Genomic DNA, 17,070 nt, shown 5'->3' on the forward strand with positions numbered 1-17,070 from the left:
GGCCTGTGCAATTGCTACTAAGCTTCATTCTTTTACCGCATCTGATTTAGCACAAAGTCTCAACATCTCAATCAATCCCGCATCATCTGAAACATTGGCTTTTGTGCAGTGAGTGAAGAAGGGAAACCCAAGGGTATCAACGGCTAGATGCCTTTTAATCCCATTTGTTGCTTTGTAGAAACAAAATCCCTTCGACTCCACACTCGCATTGCAGGTATTTTTCACAGCTTGGGAGTCAATGATGATTAACGTCGTCCACTTGGGCTTTTTTTTACCTGCTCACGTACTTGTTCATGTAAAGTGTTCATGAGTTGCTCAATTACGCCTGCACTTCGCCACTGTTTGTAGTGCCATATAGACTCTACTTCCTTTTTCGCTGCAAGCATGATTACGCATTAACCCAAGTAACAAGCCCATCTCGTCCAAAAATACCAGATTTTTAGGCTCTATATCTCTGACTTTTTCTCTGTATTCACATCTAAGTAACTGGACTCTATCGGTAGCAGCCTGACTACTCCTAATCGTTTTTTTTTCGAGTTAGATTTAATTTTTGCAATTCTCTACACATCATACTATTACTCACTAATTGCCCCTGAGTTAAGAGCCAATATTCACAATATTCAGAAAGAGTTGCTTCTGGATATTTTTCTACCAATGCAACAAGTTGCGTCCCCGATTCTGCTAGTACTGCTTTTTTTCTTGTCCCTTGCTTACCAGGATTAACATGTCCTTGCTCTTGATACTGTTTCAACATTTTTTGCACAAAAGCTTTACCAACACCAAAGTTTACAGCTAACTTTCTAACTGAAATATTTCCTGAGTGGTAAGCATTGACTACTTTTTCTCTGAGATCGACGGAATATGGTTTCATAATAATAGTTTATCTATTTTGCATTATTGTACTTTACATTACTGGAAAGTGCTGTAACATTTAGAAAAGTAACTAATGATTTCTTGTACTGAAAATAGTTAGATTCGTTAGACATCCTCGAATTCAAATTTAATTTCCTCACATTGCTGCTTCATCCATTCTGAAAATAGATGAGAAATAATTTTTAAATATAAAGTTTTATTTAATTTGGGTGTAATAATTTCCTCAACATTAATTAAATGTACTCCCTGAGAGCTAACAATTGGTTTCAGAAGCTGAGGTGGAGTTGCTGCAAATACAGCTGTTGATATTTCTGGTTTTAAATTTATGCGGCTCAGTATTCCCTTATATCCTCCACATCGGCGGATCTCATCATTCTGGATATATTGGCGGGCAACTTCAGGAAAACTAATCTCATCCTCTTGAATTGCATAAAACATTTCCATTGCCAGGTCTAAATCATCAAAAACAACTTCATACATGACTACTTGAGCATAATCAAAATGATGTTCAACAAAGAACTGTTCAACTTTGTCAGCGAATAAATGTTCTGCTAACTTTGAGGAGAGAACATTATAATAAACTAATTCTTCCAAATCATCTAAAGAAAGATCATGTTTTTGTAGCCAAGACCAAGTAGCTTCAGCATTCTCAAGCTTGTTCATCATTCGCAAGCTATCTGCGGCTTCTTGAAGTTCTTCTGTATCAACTTTTATACCTGCTTCTTGGGCTGCATCTATAATAATCTTGCGACCAATAATACCCTCGACAATAGTAGGGAACTGGCAGGAAAGTTTGATTTGGTAAATAATATCCTTTGGGGAAACAACAATAAATTCTGACATGAATTAGCTCCTTAGTAATAATTGATTTTCGCTTGACATTTTCTAAAGCTCTAAACCGCCTTTTTGCAATTTTTTAAATGGATCTAGCACGAAGTCAATAATGCGACGTTCCCGAACAATTACCTCAGCGGTTGCAGTTTGACCAGGTGTTAATAGAATACGTTTGTTTTTAGTTTGAATATAAGTTTTTGGCAATTCAATTTCTAGTTCAAAATTTTCTACCTTACCTTGGGCAGTCTCGACAACTTTAGAGTCTGGCGAAATCCAGCGAAGTTTGCCTTCAGTCACTCCATAATCTTGAAAAGGATAAGCATCAAATTTAAGTTTTACAGGCATTCCTATCCGGAGAAAACCACTTTCTTGACTGGGCATTTCGGCCCTAAATATCAAAGGCACTCGTTGAGGTGCAATTTGAGTAACCATTTGCCCTGGTTGTACAACTGCTCCGGCATTATTTATAGATAGCTGAAAAATTGTGCCATTAATAGGAGTGCGAAGAGTTTGCTGTTGTATTTGAAATTGCAAAGACTGAATTTGTTTTTTAGTTTGGTCAATTTCTGATAGTACATCGACAACTTGAGATTGAAGTTCTTTAATTTGTTTTTGACTATCTAAAAGTGTGAGTTCACCTGTACGACTGATGCGTTGATTGGTGCTTTGTTGTTTGGTAATTTCAGTAGTTGCTTGTTGCATATCTGATTGAGCTTGTTCTACAAGTCTCTGGCGTTCAAACATAGCGCCTTCTATTTCTTCTAATTTACTTTTAGAAATAGCGCCTTTTTGCCAAAGATATCGATAACGTTGTTTTTCATTATTAGCTAATTTTAGGCGACCTTTTTCTAGAACATACACTTGTTTACTAGAATTAAGCCGTTGCTGAATTTGGTCAAATTGAGCAAGTTGCTCAGACTCTTGGGCTTGATTTTGTAATTGCTGAGTGCGTAAAGACATTCTTAGTTGATTTTTTAATAACTGAAGTTGATTTACGCGATTTTGTTGACCTTCTAGCTTAGACTGAGTTTGTTGTAATTCAGTGCGAGTTAAATCTGATTCCAACTCCAGTAAAACTTGTCCAGCTTTGACAGTTTCTCCTTCTTTAACCTTGATGGCTACAACTTTTCCGGTAACAGATGCATCCAACCTTAAAGTTCTGCCTTGAGGTTCAAGTCGTCCTCTAGCACTACCTGTTTCGTCTACTTTAGATAGCATCGCCCAAGGTAAAACGATCGTCGCGAATATTACTAGCCAATATAGCAATCCACGTGTCCATACTCGTGGTAATGTATCAATTAATTCTTTGGTCAAAGAAGACCAGTCTTCACTCAAAGATGTAGAAGATTTTGACTGAGGTTTTAAGTCCAGTTGACCACTAGGATAGTGACCATTCTGACTGAATTCTTCTTGTGTAGTAAATTCGTTTGTCATTGTTGGTTATCTGATTAATGAACGCAAAATAATCGATTCAAATTGCTACAGTAAACTGTTGTTGATTGAGGTAGAAATAGTGACCGCGTTTAACCATTAATTGCTCGTGCGTACCACTTTCTACCAACAAGCCTTTATCTAGTACTAAAATTTTGTCAGCATTGCGTACTGTTGAAAGGCGATGTGCAATCACCACTGTTGTTCTATCTTGGAGAATTGTGTTGAGATTAGTCTGAATGATGCTTTCAGATTCAGCATCAAGACTGCTGGTAGCTTCATCTAATATCAGTAGTCGGGGATTTCCGACAAGGGCGCGGGCGATCGCTAACCGTTGTCTTTGTCCACCCGAAAGCGTTCCTCCCCCCTCACCAATAAGGGTTTCATAGCCCATCGGTAGTTCCTTAATAAATTGATGCGCTCCTGCTTGTTCAGCAGCTTTTATGACCTCTTCTAGAGAGGCTTCGGGATGACCTAAACTAATATTTTGCCGAATCGTACTCCCAAACAGAAAAGTATCTTGGTCAACTACACCAATTTGAGAACGGAGCGATCGCAGCGACAAACTGGTGATATCATAACCATCAATCAAAATCTTCCCTTCTGTGGGCGGATATAGCCCCAATATCAGCTTAGAAATAGTCGTCTTTCCCGAACCACTGCGTCCGACAAGGGCGATCGTCTGTCCTGGTTGGACTTCAAAACTGATGTTTTCTAAGGTATTGATATCACTTTCTGGGTGATAGCGGAAAATCACTTTATCAAAGCGAATGTAACCGCGAATTGGTGGCAAAGATTGACGAGATTGATGTTGTAAATCTTCTTCTGGTTCAGCATCAATCACATCATTAATTCGCTCAACAGCAATTAGCACTTCTTGTAACTCATTCCATAGCAAAATAAGTCTTTTAAAAGGATTAATTACGTTATCCAACAACATATTAAAAGCAATCAGTTGCCCAATAGTGAGTTCGTTTTGAATCACTTGCCACGCTCCAAACCACAGTAATAGTGCGGTGACTACAGCTTCAATTCCAGAGCTAAATATTTGCAGTGTGTTGCCAATTATCTGCCCAGAAAAAGTCTTTTTTACTGATTTGCCAAAAAATTCTTCCCAATGCCAGCGTACTGTCTGCTCAACAGCCATAGACTTAATCGTGCGGATACCAGTGAGAGACTGAATCAAATACCCGGTTTCTTCGTTATGTGCGCCAAAAATTTCGCGGGAAACACGTTGTAAGAAAGGTGTAGCAATCAGCGCCAATAATACGAATGGTGGGACAATCACTAGGGTGATTAATGCCATCTTCCAGCTATACCAGAACATCAATCCTACATAGACGAATACTGTTAATAAATCGAGAAAGATAGATAGTGCTTCACCAGTTAAGAAACGTTGAATCTTCCGGTTTTCCTGCACGCGAGAAATGATATCACCAACGTAGCGGGACTCGAAATATTTCAGAGGTAAACGGAAGGTATGGCTAATAAAACCCACAATCAAGGCTAGATCCACTCGATTAGCTGTGTGGTCTAAAAGGTATTGCCGCAGTCCAGTTATAGCAACTCTAAAAAGGCTAAAGATCACCAAGCCGATGCCTACAGCCGTTAATGTCAGTTCACTGCGTTGCACAACTACTCTGTCTAATAATAATTGTGTAAATAGTGGTGTGATCAGTCCAAAAATTTGAATGAGGATGGAAGCAATGAATACTTCCAATAACACCAGCCAGTGAGGTTTAGTTAATTCAAAAAACTGCCAAAAAGGAGTACTAATTTCTTTTGTTTCTCTGAGTAAAGCTGTGGGTTGGAGTAATAAAGTATAGCTAGTCCAACCGGCTTTAAATTCTACATAAGTGAGGGTACGCTGACCAATAGCAGGATCTCCAACAATAACGCGATCGCCTCTGACTTCGTAGACGACAATATAATGTTGGCCTTCCCAATGCACAATAGCCGGGAGGCTTTGCTGGGCAAGTTTATCAAGGCTGGCTTTTACAGGTCGAGTCGAAAACCCGATGCTTTCTGCTGCGGCGGCTAAACCTCGCAGCGATGACCCATTACGGTCAACGTTAGCAATGTCCCGCAGCCGATTGACACTAAAACGCTTACCCCAGTAAAGACCAACCATGACTAAGCAAGCCGCACCACAATCAGATGCACTTTGCTGTTCAAAGTAAGGATAGCGGCGAGTGATACGTTGCCATAGATGACCGATTTTTACGGTTGGATTCGGAAAATAGGCTTTATTAATTTTTTTCTGAAACTGATTTTTTGGCTCAACGGTAAGTTGGGGAAATATAACAGGCTCAGATGCCGTAACTGGGTGGTTGTTAGCGTCGAGTTCAGTTAGTTGTGGTAGATATTGCAGTGCTGTTTGCCAATGCGAACGGCTGAGGCTGTATAGTTGCGTTGGTTGAGTTACTTGCCAACCACGCTGTTGGGGTAACTGAGACAAGGGGTAAATATTGCCAGCAGTGAGTTTGAGTCCTGATGTGTGCAGTAGTTCGCCGCGATGCAGTATCCAGAGTTGCTGGTCTTTGAGTAAAGAAAATGGAAGTTTGCTAATTTGGAGATTATGCTGCTCTAAGAGTGGTTGTATTTGCATTACACCTTCGTAAGGAGCATTATTAAGAGCAGGATTTTGGCGACATAACAGCAGTAAATCCCAAAGTACAGCTTGATGGTGAAGATGCTGTCCAATAGAAGGATACTTGCGAATGAGCGATCGCAAACAATTTCCGGGAATGTAACCAAGCTTGAGATTTACTGAAGCCCTAGCAGTATAAGGTTGAAATTGCTCCTCTGGAAATACCGTTAGTTCCGCAAATGATTTTCCCGCACCTACAGAAGCGATTAAATTATCGCTGCGATCGAGCAATCTAGCTTTACCTGCCAAAATTATATAAATGCCAACGCTTGCGTCTGCTGTCTGCCAGAAAAGTTTGCCCGCACTTGGCTGGAGAATTTCAATTTGTTTGATGCAGTCTGAAAATTCTTGTTGTGAAAGAGTTTGACCCAGAGTTTGGGCAAGCTGTTGAGGGGAAAATTCTGTTTTGTTTTGAACCATGACTTGTTTGGAATTTAACGGCAGAATTAGTTACTTGTCTTAGCGAAATTCAATGACCACCGAAAATCAGGCTCTGCATTTGGTAACAGGTTGCCTATAGTAATCCGAGAATTTTTTGTGTTATCAGTTTCAACAGTTTTGCGTGTTTGTCGAGTCGAAAGTCCCATTTCCTTTAGCAGACGGTTAATGTGGCAAGCACTAACCTTAATACCAAACTCTTTTGCCAGATGCTTGCTTAGCCATTGCCCTGTCCAACGCTCAAATGCATAGCCATACTCACGTGGACTATGGCTTGCTAGTTCTTGCAAACGAGCTAGATATTGCTCATTCACAGCCTTGGGACGACCCATCGCGCGATCGCTCCAATGGTGAGCCTGACCTGTTTGGGCCATAGTAATCCAATGCCGCGCCGTCTCTTGAGAGCATCCTAACGCTTCACAAATTTGAGTCTGAGATTGACCTGCATCTGCCAACAACATAATTTCAATTCGACGGCGATATTCTGAACGTAAATCTGTTTCTAGACTCTTAAGCAAAAGCTTATGTTGGAAAGTTGTTAAGTATAGACTTTGCTTGTCCACAGCAATTCCTCCTGGTATAACTTGCACTGCCCAGATAGAAATAAATCTGGATAATTTCTGAAAACCTCTGTTACTTGTCTGAATCAAAACTCCGAGAATTCCACATCTCGTTACAAAGCTTTACAAGAATCAGATAAACGGTCACAAGTGTTGCTTTTCAAGCTTTGGTGGTGTGACAACCTAAAAACAGCACTACTTACAACAAAAAATATAGCTTCAGTTTCAAATTAGATGATTCGGAGTAGTGACGCGCTATTGCACTGTAATTTTTCAGATAAAAGTACTTTTATTTTTGAATATTAAATATTTGAATAATTAAAACATAACTCATTGAATTATGTATAAACAAAAATTTTTAAATCTTGAAAATATATATTGAATATCCGAAGATTGAAATGTGATTAGACAATACATAGCTAATCCAATCTCAATCAATTTTATCTGAGAGAAAAAACAATGGCTAGTATCAAGATTTATGACTTGAATTCTGCTGGTTCTGATTTGTTCAGAGATTCCGAAAGCTACATGAATGAGCTAGGTGACGGAGAGCTTAGCGCTATCAACGGTGGTCGTTGGTCTGGGTGGAGGTGTGTCGTCGCTATTAGTCTTATTTCCGCTATTAGTGTAGGAGCTACTGCTACTGGAACTCCAACAGTAACCGTAGTAACTGCCGTTTGAGATTATCCTATTAACCTGTAATAAAGCTGTGTTTTAACAAAGCGGGAGTAGTGATATGGCTTAGAAAACTCTAACTCTATCTAAACTTCCGCTAGTTATCTTTTAAGAACAGTTCGATTCTGCTTAAACTAACTTTACTTAATTGGAGGTAATAAATAGCTACTATAACAATTCGACTTTATTTCTGAAATGACTTGCGTAGGGTGATAATAGGAAACAAAGAATAGGTAACAGTCAATAAAGGAATATATGTGTACTAAGTTTTTTCAAAAAATCTTGGCGGTTTGATAATTTTTACAACTCAAATAGGATTGTTGTAGATGCATAACATAGGAATCGATGACTACAGTTTGAAGAGGCTCTAAATATGGTATTTTTATTAAGTTATCAAAACATTTTTGAGTATCTGGTTGGAGAGGCTCTCTGTACCCTGGAGCAGAAAGCTCTCAATAGGACTGAACTAAAAGTTGCTAAAAACTTTAATTTGTTGGTGAATTTACAAGACGGTCGGAACCTCTTAGTTAAGCAAGAGCGCCATAATCCCGAAGGGAAAACAGCAGGCGAGTTTATCAATGAATGGCGAATTCAAGAGTTTCTACAACGATTCCTAGCTCTTAGCCACATCCGCTCAATGCTTTCGGAGGCGATCCATTTTGACACAGAGCATTCAATCATTGTTTTTAACTACTTGAATGATTATTGTGACTTAGCTGAGTTTTTAACAAAGGAGAATGTCTTTCCAAGTGCGATCGCCACCTCAATTGGAACTACTCTGTCCACAATCCATCGCACGACATTAAAGCATCAGGAGTACCAAGATTTTTTCTCTCGGAATTCTGAGGGTATCCCTATTGACCAAGCTCCTAAATTTACTCGTGGACTAGAACGGATTAGTCCGGAAGTTTTCGGTCAGGTTCCAGCAGACGGTCTTAAATTCTTTGCTCTCTATCAGCGTTACGATAGCCTGGGAAAAGCGATCGAAGAACTCACTAGTAGTTTCAAACCTTGTTGTCTAACGCACAATGATCTTAAGCTGAATAATATTCTCTTGCACAACGATTGGGAGCAAAACATCTCTAAAGCGGAACCATCAAATAATAGCATCATTCGGCTGATTGATTGGGAGCGCAGCGCTTGGGGAGATCCTGCTTTTGACTTAGGAATGCTCATTGCCAGCTATCTACAAATCTGGCTGGGTAGCTTAGTTGTTAGTAAATCTATTGATGTCGAAGAATCTTTACGATTAGCGATGACACCACTCGAACAGCTTCAGCCTTCAATTGCAGCCTTGACTAAAACTTATTTGGCGAACTTCCCAGAAATTTTAGAGCATCGTCCTGATTTTTTGAGACGAGTTGTCCAGTTTTCTGGACTTGCCATTATTCAGCAAATTCAGGCAATGATTCAGTATCAAAAATCTTTTGGAAATATGGGTATTTGTATGCTTCAAGTTGCCAAAACTTTGTTGTGTCGCCCAGAGCAATCAATCCCAACAGTTTTTGGAATAGCAGAATCTGAACTCAGATTAATTTGTAATGACGCGAAGCGGTATTAACTTTTTCTTGTTTAATTCAAAAATTATGCAATTACTAGATTCTCTTCAAAGTTCATTATCAACTCGTGTGCTAGATTCTCTACAAGACATAGCTAACAATCTTCAAATCAAGCCCGATTTCTGTATTAGCCATCCAGCTTACAAACCTTTGGATATTCCTGCTGAGGTAGTAACTCGTTTTCAACGAACACCTTTGGATCTGCAAAATAAATATTTGAGTCTACAACTGCAAAGTTTTCTCTACGGAATTTACTACAATGGCTCTCTAAAAGCTAATTTAGCAACAGATGCCGATTCAGCTAAATTAGCACTGCATCAGAATTTAGAGAATAATACTTTTCTAGGAGTAGAAGTAGAGTTTTACGATCGCCTACATAAAAGTAATCTGGGTGAAGGCTATTTCGATCCAGGTTGGTCTGTGCTGCGGCAAGAAAGTGATGAAAGTCTCGCTGTTACCAAAGGCAGTTTGACTTTGCATATTGAACGCGATCGCCATTTACAACCTGCCGAACAATCTGTATCTGTAGGCAACACAGTCGCTATCCGTATGCCTCGAAATCTAGTTCAAAATGGATTTTACATGGCGGTAAGCAATGCAGGACCAAATACTCATCCTCAGACAGTTAGAGTTTACTTTAACTTGACACCTGAAGGGGCGATCGCAGTTATGGAAAGCCTGACACGGCAATTAAATCAAATCAGAGTTCCTTTCACCTTTAAAGTGCTATACAACCCTTCTGATTACGGACGCTATGACAGTGGGGTTCTCTACTTTGAGAAAAGCAATTATCAAGCAATACGGCAAGTGCTAAGAAGTGTTTATGCAGAAAAGCGATCGCATTTTTGCACCGAAGTACCACTGTTTACAAAGTTACTTGCTTCTGGACTTGCTTTAGCAGAAGAACCAGATTTCAAATTTGCTGAGTCTGAAAGTTTTGGGATGAATCGCTGTCAAATTATTGCTAATGCCTTGCTGGAAGCTCGTCAACAAGGTGATGAATCGTCCCAAAGCCGCATGGCATTTATTCATCAGCACTTCTCTCTTTTAGGAATTGACTGGCAGCATTCTTACCTCAATGCCAACTCTGAAGATATCTACACTCCGTTAGACCAATGAAACTAATCGATCTTACATCGCCTCAAATAGCCTCCGTCAGCGAAATTAGTCATGTAATAAATAAATTTACAGAATCAGATTTACCGTTTTACCGTAAACTGGGGCGGACTGATTTAACAGTTAGTTGTCTTGGCTTGGGTGGTGGTGGTAGCATCTCAAGTGAAGATACTCTTTACGCTTTCGAGCGTGGGATTAACTACTTTTTCTACTCTAGTGACTTGCACCACTATATTTACAGTTCCATGTCTGGGGCGTTGCGCCAGATGTGTAGCCGTCGTTCCTCAGTCCGAGAGAAAGTCGTGCTGGCAACTGTGACTTATATCAAGAGTCCAGAAATGGCACTAGCCGCTTTATTAGATCAATTCGTAGAGCTAAATATTGATTATATTGATGTGTTGTTCTGGGGCTGGATTGGTGAGAATGATGGTTCAGCTTTACAAAATTGCTTGCAGCTTTCACCCGATTTAAGAGGCAACAATAGCGTCTATCAACGCACCATTGAAAGAATGTTTGGCGCTTCCGAAAGACTCAAGAAAATGGGAGCCGTCCGCTATATCGGTGCATCGTTCCACGATATTAATTTAGCGCAACAGTGCTTGCATAGCGACTTATTAGATGTGGTGATGGTCAGACATAATGTCGCTCATCGGTCTGCTCAGAGTCAGATATTTAATCAATTGGAAGTGCAAGACCCATCTCGACCAGGTATTGTCACCTTCAAATCGACAGGTTCTCACTCAGGCGCACTTTGGGATGTTCCGGTTGATTTACCTGAAAAATGCTGGCGACCTACTGTTCCTGACTTATACCGATACTCCCTAACGCAGAACTGTGTTGATGTTTGCTTAACAGGTTTGACTCGGCGTGAAGAAATTGATGCGGCGATATCTGGAGTCCAGCAGGGCAAACTCACCCCTGTTGAACTTGACTACCTCAATCTTTACGGTGATTTACATCGTCAAAAGCTAAAAATTCAGGAAATTTCATCTGAGCGATTACTTTACCAAGTTTAGGTAGCAATTCCAGCATCATAAACTACTCACTGAGGAGAAGGAAGCCATGAAATAAAATTTGGCAAAAACTGACACCGCGTCATCGCAATCTAAATAACTTTACAAATTAGGAAATTCCAAATGGCAAGTATTAAAATTTTCAACCTGTACCCTGCTGGTTCTGAATTGTTCAAAGATTCCGAAAGCTTTATGACCGAGTTATTTGATAACGAATTAGTCAGTAGTAACGGTGGTATAGGGATAATACACAATAGTCCCTGGTGTTATCACACAATATATAGTCCCTTGTGTAAGCCTTCGCTTCCCCGCTTTCCCCGTTCCATTGCTACTACTCTGCCCCCAGTCATATAGACCCAACTTAGGCAGGTAAATGACAATTTTTGCACCACAATCTACTTTTAAAGGAAAAAGATGATAGCAGAAAGTTTAGAAAAAAACGCCAGTTTCCTCAACGGAGGAAACTCCCACACGCAACTAGTTCCTGAATTGAAGTCCATAGAGAAATTTGCACTGCCAGAAATTGCCCTTGCAACAAATGAAGATGTAATTGTTTATCTGCGTTATTCTCACAAAATAGCTGAATATGCAGCTTTAGCTGAACATGATGCATTAGTTTTACGTATTTGCGAGGAGTTCGGCATTACTATTGCTGATGAAGAATTACAAGCAGCAGGAGATACCTTTCGCTTAGAACATAAGTTGCTAGGTGTTTCTGAAACTTTAGCTTGGCTTCAAAAGCAGCGAATTTCCGTAGAAGATTGGTCTAAGGGTATCAGATTAGATCTACTTACGAAAAAGTTAAAAGAATATCTGTTTGGAGATGCTGTTGATAGTCATTATCTAAGTAATCGTCAAGATTATCAACGTGTTGCCTTATCTCAGATTTTAGTCAGCGACATAACAGAGGCTCAGAAAGTAACTTATGCAATTCGAGAGTCAAATGAGTCCTTCTGTGCTTTAGCACTAGAGTACTCGAAAGGTAAACAGTCTAAACAAAATGGTGGCTTTGTTGGTATTCGCTTTCTTTCAGAATTAATGTCAGAGATTACACAAGCGATCGCTCAAGCAAAAGAAGGCGAAGTAATTGGGCCAATACAGACAAAACTGGGTTATCACATCCTCAAAATTGAAAAGTATTTTCCTACTGAGTTTAATGAAAGTCGAGAGCAAATCTTAGAATCTCTATTTCAAAATTGGCTACAAGCAAATACTACCCTTGCTTCGCGTTCTGAACAGCATCAATAGTTTTTAACTTCCATTTTTGACTAAGACAATCAGGTAATCATTTGTTTGACTTGAGAAACTCAAATGATTAAGTTTTGGCTACCTCTAATCCATTTTAGAGGTAGTTTTTTATTTGATATATTATTTAAACTTGTCTGTGTTGTACATAGCTGGAAACTACTAAAGATTCATTTTTAAACAAAAAATGTAGTGTTTTGTTTGTTATTCAAGTAAATACATGATTAAAAGCAATAGACTTTTGTGATAACTTATACATTAAGAATTATCATTTATATTTAGTTTCCCAGTAGCAACTCTTATCTACAAAATAAATTACAATCCAATAACTATTAAGTAAAAGCCCAAAACATTATTCCTGTAATTTTGTTTTTATAATGAAGTTTATCAGATTGACTTACTAAGTTTAAATTTAGACAATATAAAGTTAAGAGATTAAATAAACAAGTTTAGTCTCTATCTAATTCTTCACTGTTCATTTAAATTGTTGGGATAGCAATTTCTATTGTTATCTTGCTATTTTTGAATGGGTTACTAATTTATTTACATTCAATAATCAAGGAGTCAATCATGGGTAATATCCATATCACAGATATTGATGTCGTTCGCGCTTGGAAAGATGAAGAGTATCGCTCAAATCTTACTGAAGCTCAACTGGCTCAACTTCCAGAAAACCCAGCTGGACTAACTGACATCATGGATGAGGAAATGAACGATGTTATCGGAGGATGGAGATTTCCAGGGCTAACTAAATTTCTACACTGCGGACGTGTGTTAACTGTTACTGCTGAATGTGGTTGTGGTTCTACTCTAACTGGACGCTGTAGATGTCCTATTTAACTAACTTTTAGTGTTAGTTAAAATTCTAAACCTCTTGCAATGTGCTTGATTGAAAGTTTAATCAACTAGAATATAGACACTAGGATTGTTTTTGAAACCTAAGACTATTACTCAATCAAGATATCAAAAAACTGAGGGATTGTAATAATCCCTCTTCACCTTATTAGTTAAATATTCTCAACAATTTAAACTATTAGGATCATGAGTCAATCTTATTTTCAGTCTGCTACTTGGTATAAAGCTACTACCTTAACTGAACGTATCGCATCTCTTCACACTATTCAATGCGATTGCACCAACATTAACCCCCAACTGCAACAACGACAGATGCAGCGTTGGAAATCGCAATCCCCCTTTAGCAATAACTCTTTTTTTTCTCAGCGTTTAGCTATAGATGGTGTGACAGAAGACGAATTTGGGCAAATTCTAGGTGAATCGATTGAAGCTGTGCAGAACCGTTGTAGCGAACTTCCAGACTGGTTAACACAGATAAATCAAGCATTTGCTCGACCTGATTCTATTTCAATGCCGTCTTTAGAAGATTTTGTAGATTCAGAATTAAATGGTTTTTTAGATGCCATTGCACCTTTAATTAATCAAGGATGCGATCGCCTGCATCAAGAAATCAAAAAACTCATCCAAACACAGTCGGATTTACCATTTAATCCTAATACAATTGTAGCTTTATTATTTAACAGTCTGCCAGAACAACTGCTGTCAATGCTGGGACGCACAATGGTTTTAGAAATCAATGTAGCTCGTTTGCAAGGAGTACTATCAGGTGATACACAACAAGAACGATTCCAGAGTTTTTTACAACGTCTAAGGCAACCTGAAATTGTGCTTTCTCTGTTGCAAGAGTATCCTGTATTAGCCCGTCAATTAGTAATTACTATTAACCGTTGGGTAACTGTTAGTCTAGAATTTATCCAACATCTTTGTAGCGATTGGACAGAGATTGTTAACACCTTTAGTCCAGATAATGACCCAGGCTTATTACTAAAAATAGATGGTGGTCTTGGCGATACTCATCGGGGCGGAAGGTCAGTGGTAATTGCTAAGTTTAGCTCTGGTTTACAAATAGTTTATAAGCCCAGATCACTCGCTATTGAAGTACATTTTCAGCAACTATTAACTTGGCTAAATCAGCGGGGTAATCATCCACCATTCCGTACTTTGAGAATATTAAATCGCAAAACTCATGGTTGGGTAGAATTTGTGATTGCCCAAGGCTGTACCGAACCAGAAGCTATCCAGCGGTTTTATGAACGGCAAGGTGCATATTTAGCACTACTATACGCCCTAGAAGCGACCGACTTTCACTTAGAAAATTTAATTGCAGCAGGAGAACAGCCGATATTAGTTGACCTAGAATCACTTTTTCATCTTCGGACTGAAGGCATAGATATTACACAGTCGGACTTGCCTACAGTCAATCAAATAATTTATTCAGTTTTACGAGTTGGTTTACTACCCCAACGCCTCTGGGCAAATGCTGAGTCAGAGGGAGTTGACTTGAGTGGCTTAGGAGGAACAGCCGGTCAACTCACACCTTATCGCGTTCCCCACTTAGAAGCAATTGGAACTGACGAAATGCGGTTTGTACGTGAACGGATGCCAATGTTCGGCAGCCAGAATCGACCAACCCTGAATGATGCCGAAGTGAATGTACTGGATTACACCGAGTCAATCACTACTGGCTTTACCAATATTTACTGTTTACTGTTGCAATATCGAGATGAATTGTTATCAGTCAATGGGCCTTTAGCTTGTTTTGCCGAGGATGAAGTGCGGATTATTTTTCGATCTACCCGCACTTATAGTTTATTGCTGTCTGAAAGTTTCCATCCTGATTTCTTACGCAATGCCTTGGATCGCGATCGCCACTTTGACCGATTGTGGGTAGGAATCGAGCAACAACCAGATCTAGCAAAGGTGATTGCTGCTGAACGCTACGACTTATGGCAAGGGGACATTCCCATGTTTACAACCCGCCCTAACTCCCGCGCTATTTGGAACAGTTCTGATCAGGAAATTACTGATTTCTTTGACGAAACAGGCATTACAGGAGTGCATCGTCGTATTCAAAAACTCAGTCAAACAGACTTACAGCAACAACTATGGTTTATCCGTGCGTCTTTGACAACCTTGGTAATGGGAGACGGACAAGTAAAATGGTCTAGCTATCATCTGAGTGAACCGCAAAATATTACTAGTAGGGAGCAATTACTCAAAGCAGCCTTGGCAGTAGGCGATCGCTTGGAGTCGCTAGCTTTGCGGGACGAAAAAAATGTTTCTTGGCTTGGCTTGACACTGATTAATGAGAAACACTGGACTCTCGCTTCTTTGGGAATCGACCTCTACGATGGTTTATCGGGGGTGATTTTATTTCTGGCCTATCTTGGCAGTATGACTCAGCAAAAGCGTTACACTACACTGGCAAAAAATGCCTTGACGACGATGCAACGTCAACTAGAAAGTGACAAAGTATTAATCACTACCATCGGTGGCTTTAATGGCTGGGGAGGCATAATTTATACTCTCACCCATTTGGGGATTTTATGGGATGAACCAGAACTGCTAGTACAGGCTGAATCTCTGGTTGATTTGCTTCCAGATTTGATTGCTAAAGATGAACAATTAGATATTATTGGCGGTGCTGCCGGTTGCATTGCGAGTTTGCTCAACTTGTATCAGTTTGCCCCTACTCAACGCACACTTGCAGCAGCAGTTCAATGTGGCGATCGCCTCATCACCCATGCCCAAACAATGGAATATGGTGTGGGTTGGATTGCCCCAGGAATGGGAAAAAAACCACTGGCAGGATTTTCTCACGGAGTAGCTGGCATCGCGTCGGCGTTACTGGAACTCTCAGCAATTACGGGTGAGGAGCGTTTTGGCAAAATAGCTTTAGAAGCAATAACTTACGAGCAAAGTCTGTTGTGTCTCAAAGTCGGTAATTGGCCAGATTTGCGCGAATTTGAAAATACAGTTCTTTCAGAAAACGAACAGCAAGCTAACTTTATGACCGCTTGGTGTCATGGTGCGCCGGGAATTGGATTAGGTCGATTGCGATCGCTACCCTACCTTGATAATCCTGCAATTCGTTCTGAAATTGACACAGCACTCAATACTACTCTGACTCAAGGTTTTGGTCTTAACCACTGCTTATGTCATGGGGATCTGGGTAATTTAGAAATGTTGTTGCAGGCAAGTCTTACCCTTGATAATCCCAAGTTGGATTCACAAGTCAACCGCCTTGCATCTATCATCTTAGAAAGTATCAAGCAACATGGCTGGTTGTGTGGAGTACCAAAAAAAGTTGAAACACCTGGACTCATGACCGGACTTGCTGGTATTGGTTACGAACTACTACGACTTGCAGAACCAACGCGCATTCCTTCAGTGCTGACACTAGCACCACCAACGCCTTGGTGTAAATAATTTTTGAAATTTGCGAACTCTTGATTTATTCTGTTTGCTTTGAATTACTCGACAGTTCTTGTAAAAGCTATGCTGACGACTCAAATAAGATTGCTGTAGCCACTTGGAAAGTGTAGCAATTAGTTGTAGTGTTTGTAGGGGAAGTGCGATGTCTGACGACAAGGCCTCCGGGTTCAGCAGTTGCTTCTCCTAAGGGGAGACGCTGCGCGAACAAGTCGGGAAACCTGCCCAATGCACTGCTGAACCGATGTGCGTCTACGGTTCACCTAAACCTGCTTTCAGCATACGATCCTGGCAATAACCGTACATAAATATTAGTAAAAATTTCTTGCCAATTTCACTGTTGGATACTCATTAATCCTGAAAGTTAACGGGTTGTAGTTGATAAAACT

General features: G+C 39.8%; 15 protein-coding genes. 8 read left to right on the top strand and 7 right to left on the bottom strand.

The annotated features are described in order from the left end of the window. Nucleotides 1-24: 24 nt before the first annotated feature. The 7 genes from HWQ36_RS18905 to HWQ36_RS18935 all read right to left on the bottom strand — a co-directional run bounded on the left by HWQ36_RS18905 (nucleotide 25) and on the right by HWQ36_RS18935 (nucleotide 6,789). Nucleotides 25-225, bottom strand: coding sequence for a transposase (locus tag HWQ36_RS18905; protein WP_366829277.1), 201 nt, complete (start codon nucleotides 223-225; stop codon nucleotides 25-27). A gap of 20 nt (nucleotides 226-245) precedes the next feature. After that, entirely contained in the window at nucleotides 246-386 is a 141-nt protein-coding gene (locus tag HWQ36_RS18910) for a hypothetical protein (RefSeq protein ID WP_292705215.1), read from the bottom strand. A gap of 131 nt (nucleotides 387-517) precedes the next feature. Beyond that, nucleotides 518-871 (bottom strand): transposase, encoded by a 354-nt coding sequence (locus tag HWQ36_RS18915; protein WP_292705216.1) that lies wholly within the window; start codon nucleotides 869-871, stop codon nucleotides 518-520. A 107-nt stretch (nucleotides 872-978) separates the two neighbouring features. Further along, nucleotides 979-1,716: a peptidylprolyl isomerase gene (locus tag HWQ36_RS18920; RefSeq protein WP_292705217.1), complete on the bottom strand. Its 738-nt coding sequence runs from the start codon at nucleotides 1,714-1,716 to the stop codon at nucleotides 979-981. 42 nt (nucleotides 1,717-1,758) lie between these two features. Then, entirely contained in the window at nucleotides 1,759-3,141 is a 1,383-nt protein-coding gene (locus HWQ36_RS18925; protein ID WP_292705218.1) for an HlyD family efflux transporter periplasmic adaptor subunit, read from the bottom strand. A 37-nt stretch (nucleotides 3,142-3,178) separates the two neighbouring features. Then, the gene (locus HWQ36_RS18930) at nucleotides 3,179-6,208 is read right to left on the bottom strand and encodes a peptidase domain-containing ABC transporter (RefSeq protein WP_292705219.1); all 3,030 of its coding nucleotides are present in this window, start codon (nucleotides 6,206-6,208) and stop codon (nucleotides 3,179-3,181) included. 26 nt (nucleotides 6,209-6,234) lie between these two features. Further along, nucleotides 6,235-6,789 (bottom strand): helix-turn-helix domain-containing protein, encoded by a 555-nt coding sequence (locus HWQ36_RS18935; protein ID WP_292705220.1) that lies wholly within the window; start codon nucleotides 6,787-6,789, stop codon nucleotides 6,235-6,237. A gap of 456 nt (nucleotides 6,790-7,245) precedes the next feature. Here HWQ36_RS18935 and HWQ36_RS18940 point away from each other — a divergent pair, with 456 nt between their 5' ends. The 8 genes from HWQ36_RS18940 (at nucleotide 7,246) to HWQ36_RS18975 (ending at nucleotide 16,678) form a co-directional block, all read left to right on the top strand. After that, a complete protein-coding gene (locus HWQ36_RS18940; RefSeq protein ID WP_292705221.1) occupies nucleotides 7,246-7,467 on the top strand; it encodes a hypothetical protein in 222 nt (73 codons plus the stop codon). Nucleotides 7,468-7,834: 367 nt separating this feature from the next. Beyond that, entirely contained in the window at nucleotides 7,835-9,022 is a 1,188-nt protein-coding gene (locus HWQ36_RS18945; RefSeq protein ID WP_292705222.1) for an aminoglycoside phosphotransferase family protein, read from the top strand. A 25-nt stretch (nucleotides 9,023-9,047) separates the two neighbouring features. Beyond that, nucleotides 9,048-10,139: a T3SS effector HopA1 family protein gene (locus HWQ36_RS18950; protein WP_292705223.1), complete on the top strand. Its 1,092-nt coding sequence runs from the start codon at nucleotides 9,048-9,050 to the stop codon at nucleotides 10,137-10,139. Further along, entirely contained in the window at nucleotides 10,136-11,152 is a 1,017-nt protein-coding gene (locus HWQ36_RS18955) for an aldo/keto reductase (protein WP_292705224.1), read from the top strand. The genes HWQ36_RS18950 and HWQ36_RS18955 overlap by 4 nt, the downstream gene beginning before the upstream one ends. A 120-nt stretch (nucleotides 11,153-11,272) precedes the next feature. Continuing rightward, complete coding sequence (locus HWQ36_RS18960) at nucleotides 11,273-11,503, top strand: hypothetical protein (RefSeq protein WP_292705225.1); 231 nt, start codon at nucleotides 11,273-11,275, stop codon at nucleotides 11,501-11,503. Between the two features lie 60 nt (nucleotides 11,504-11,563). After that, the gene (locus HWQ36_RS18965; RefSeq protein ID WP_292705226.1) at nucleotides 11,564-12,397 is read left to right on the top strand and encodes a peptidylprolyl isomerase; all 834 of its coding nucleotides are present in this window, start codon (nucleotides 11,564-11,566) and stop codon (nucleotides 12,395-12,397) included. A 567-nt stretch (nucleotides 12,398-12,964) separates the two neighbouring features. Beyond that, nucleotides 12,965-13,234, top strand: a complete 270-nt coding sequence (locus HWQ36_RS18970) for a mersacidin/lichenicidin family type 2 lantibiotic (protein WP_292705227.1) — start codon at nucleotides 12,965-12,967, stop codon at nucleotides 13,232-13,234. Between the two features lie 201 nt (nucleotides 13,235-13,435). After that, nucleotides 13,436-16,678 (top strand): type 2 lanthipeptide synthetase LanM family protein, encoded by a 3,243-nt coding sequence (locus HWQ36_RS18975; RefSeq protein WP_292705228.1) that lies wholly within the window; start codon nucleotides 13,436-13,438, stop codon nucleotides 16,676-16,678. The last annotated feature ends 392 nt before the right edge of the window (nucleotides 16,679-17,070 follow it).

Source organism: Nostoc sp. NMS2 (assembly GCF_017115105.1).
GTDB lineage: Bacteria > Cyanobacteriota > Cyanobacteriia > Cyanobacteriales > Nostocaceae > Nostoc.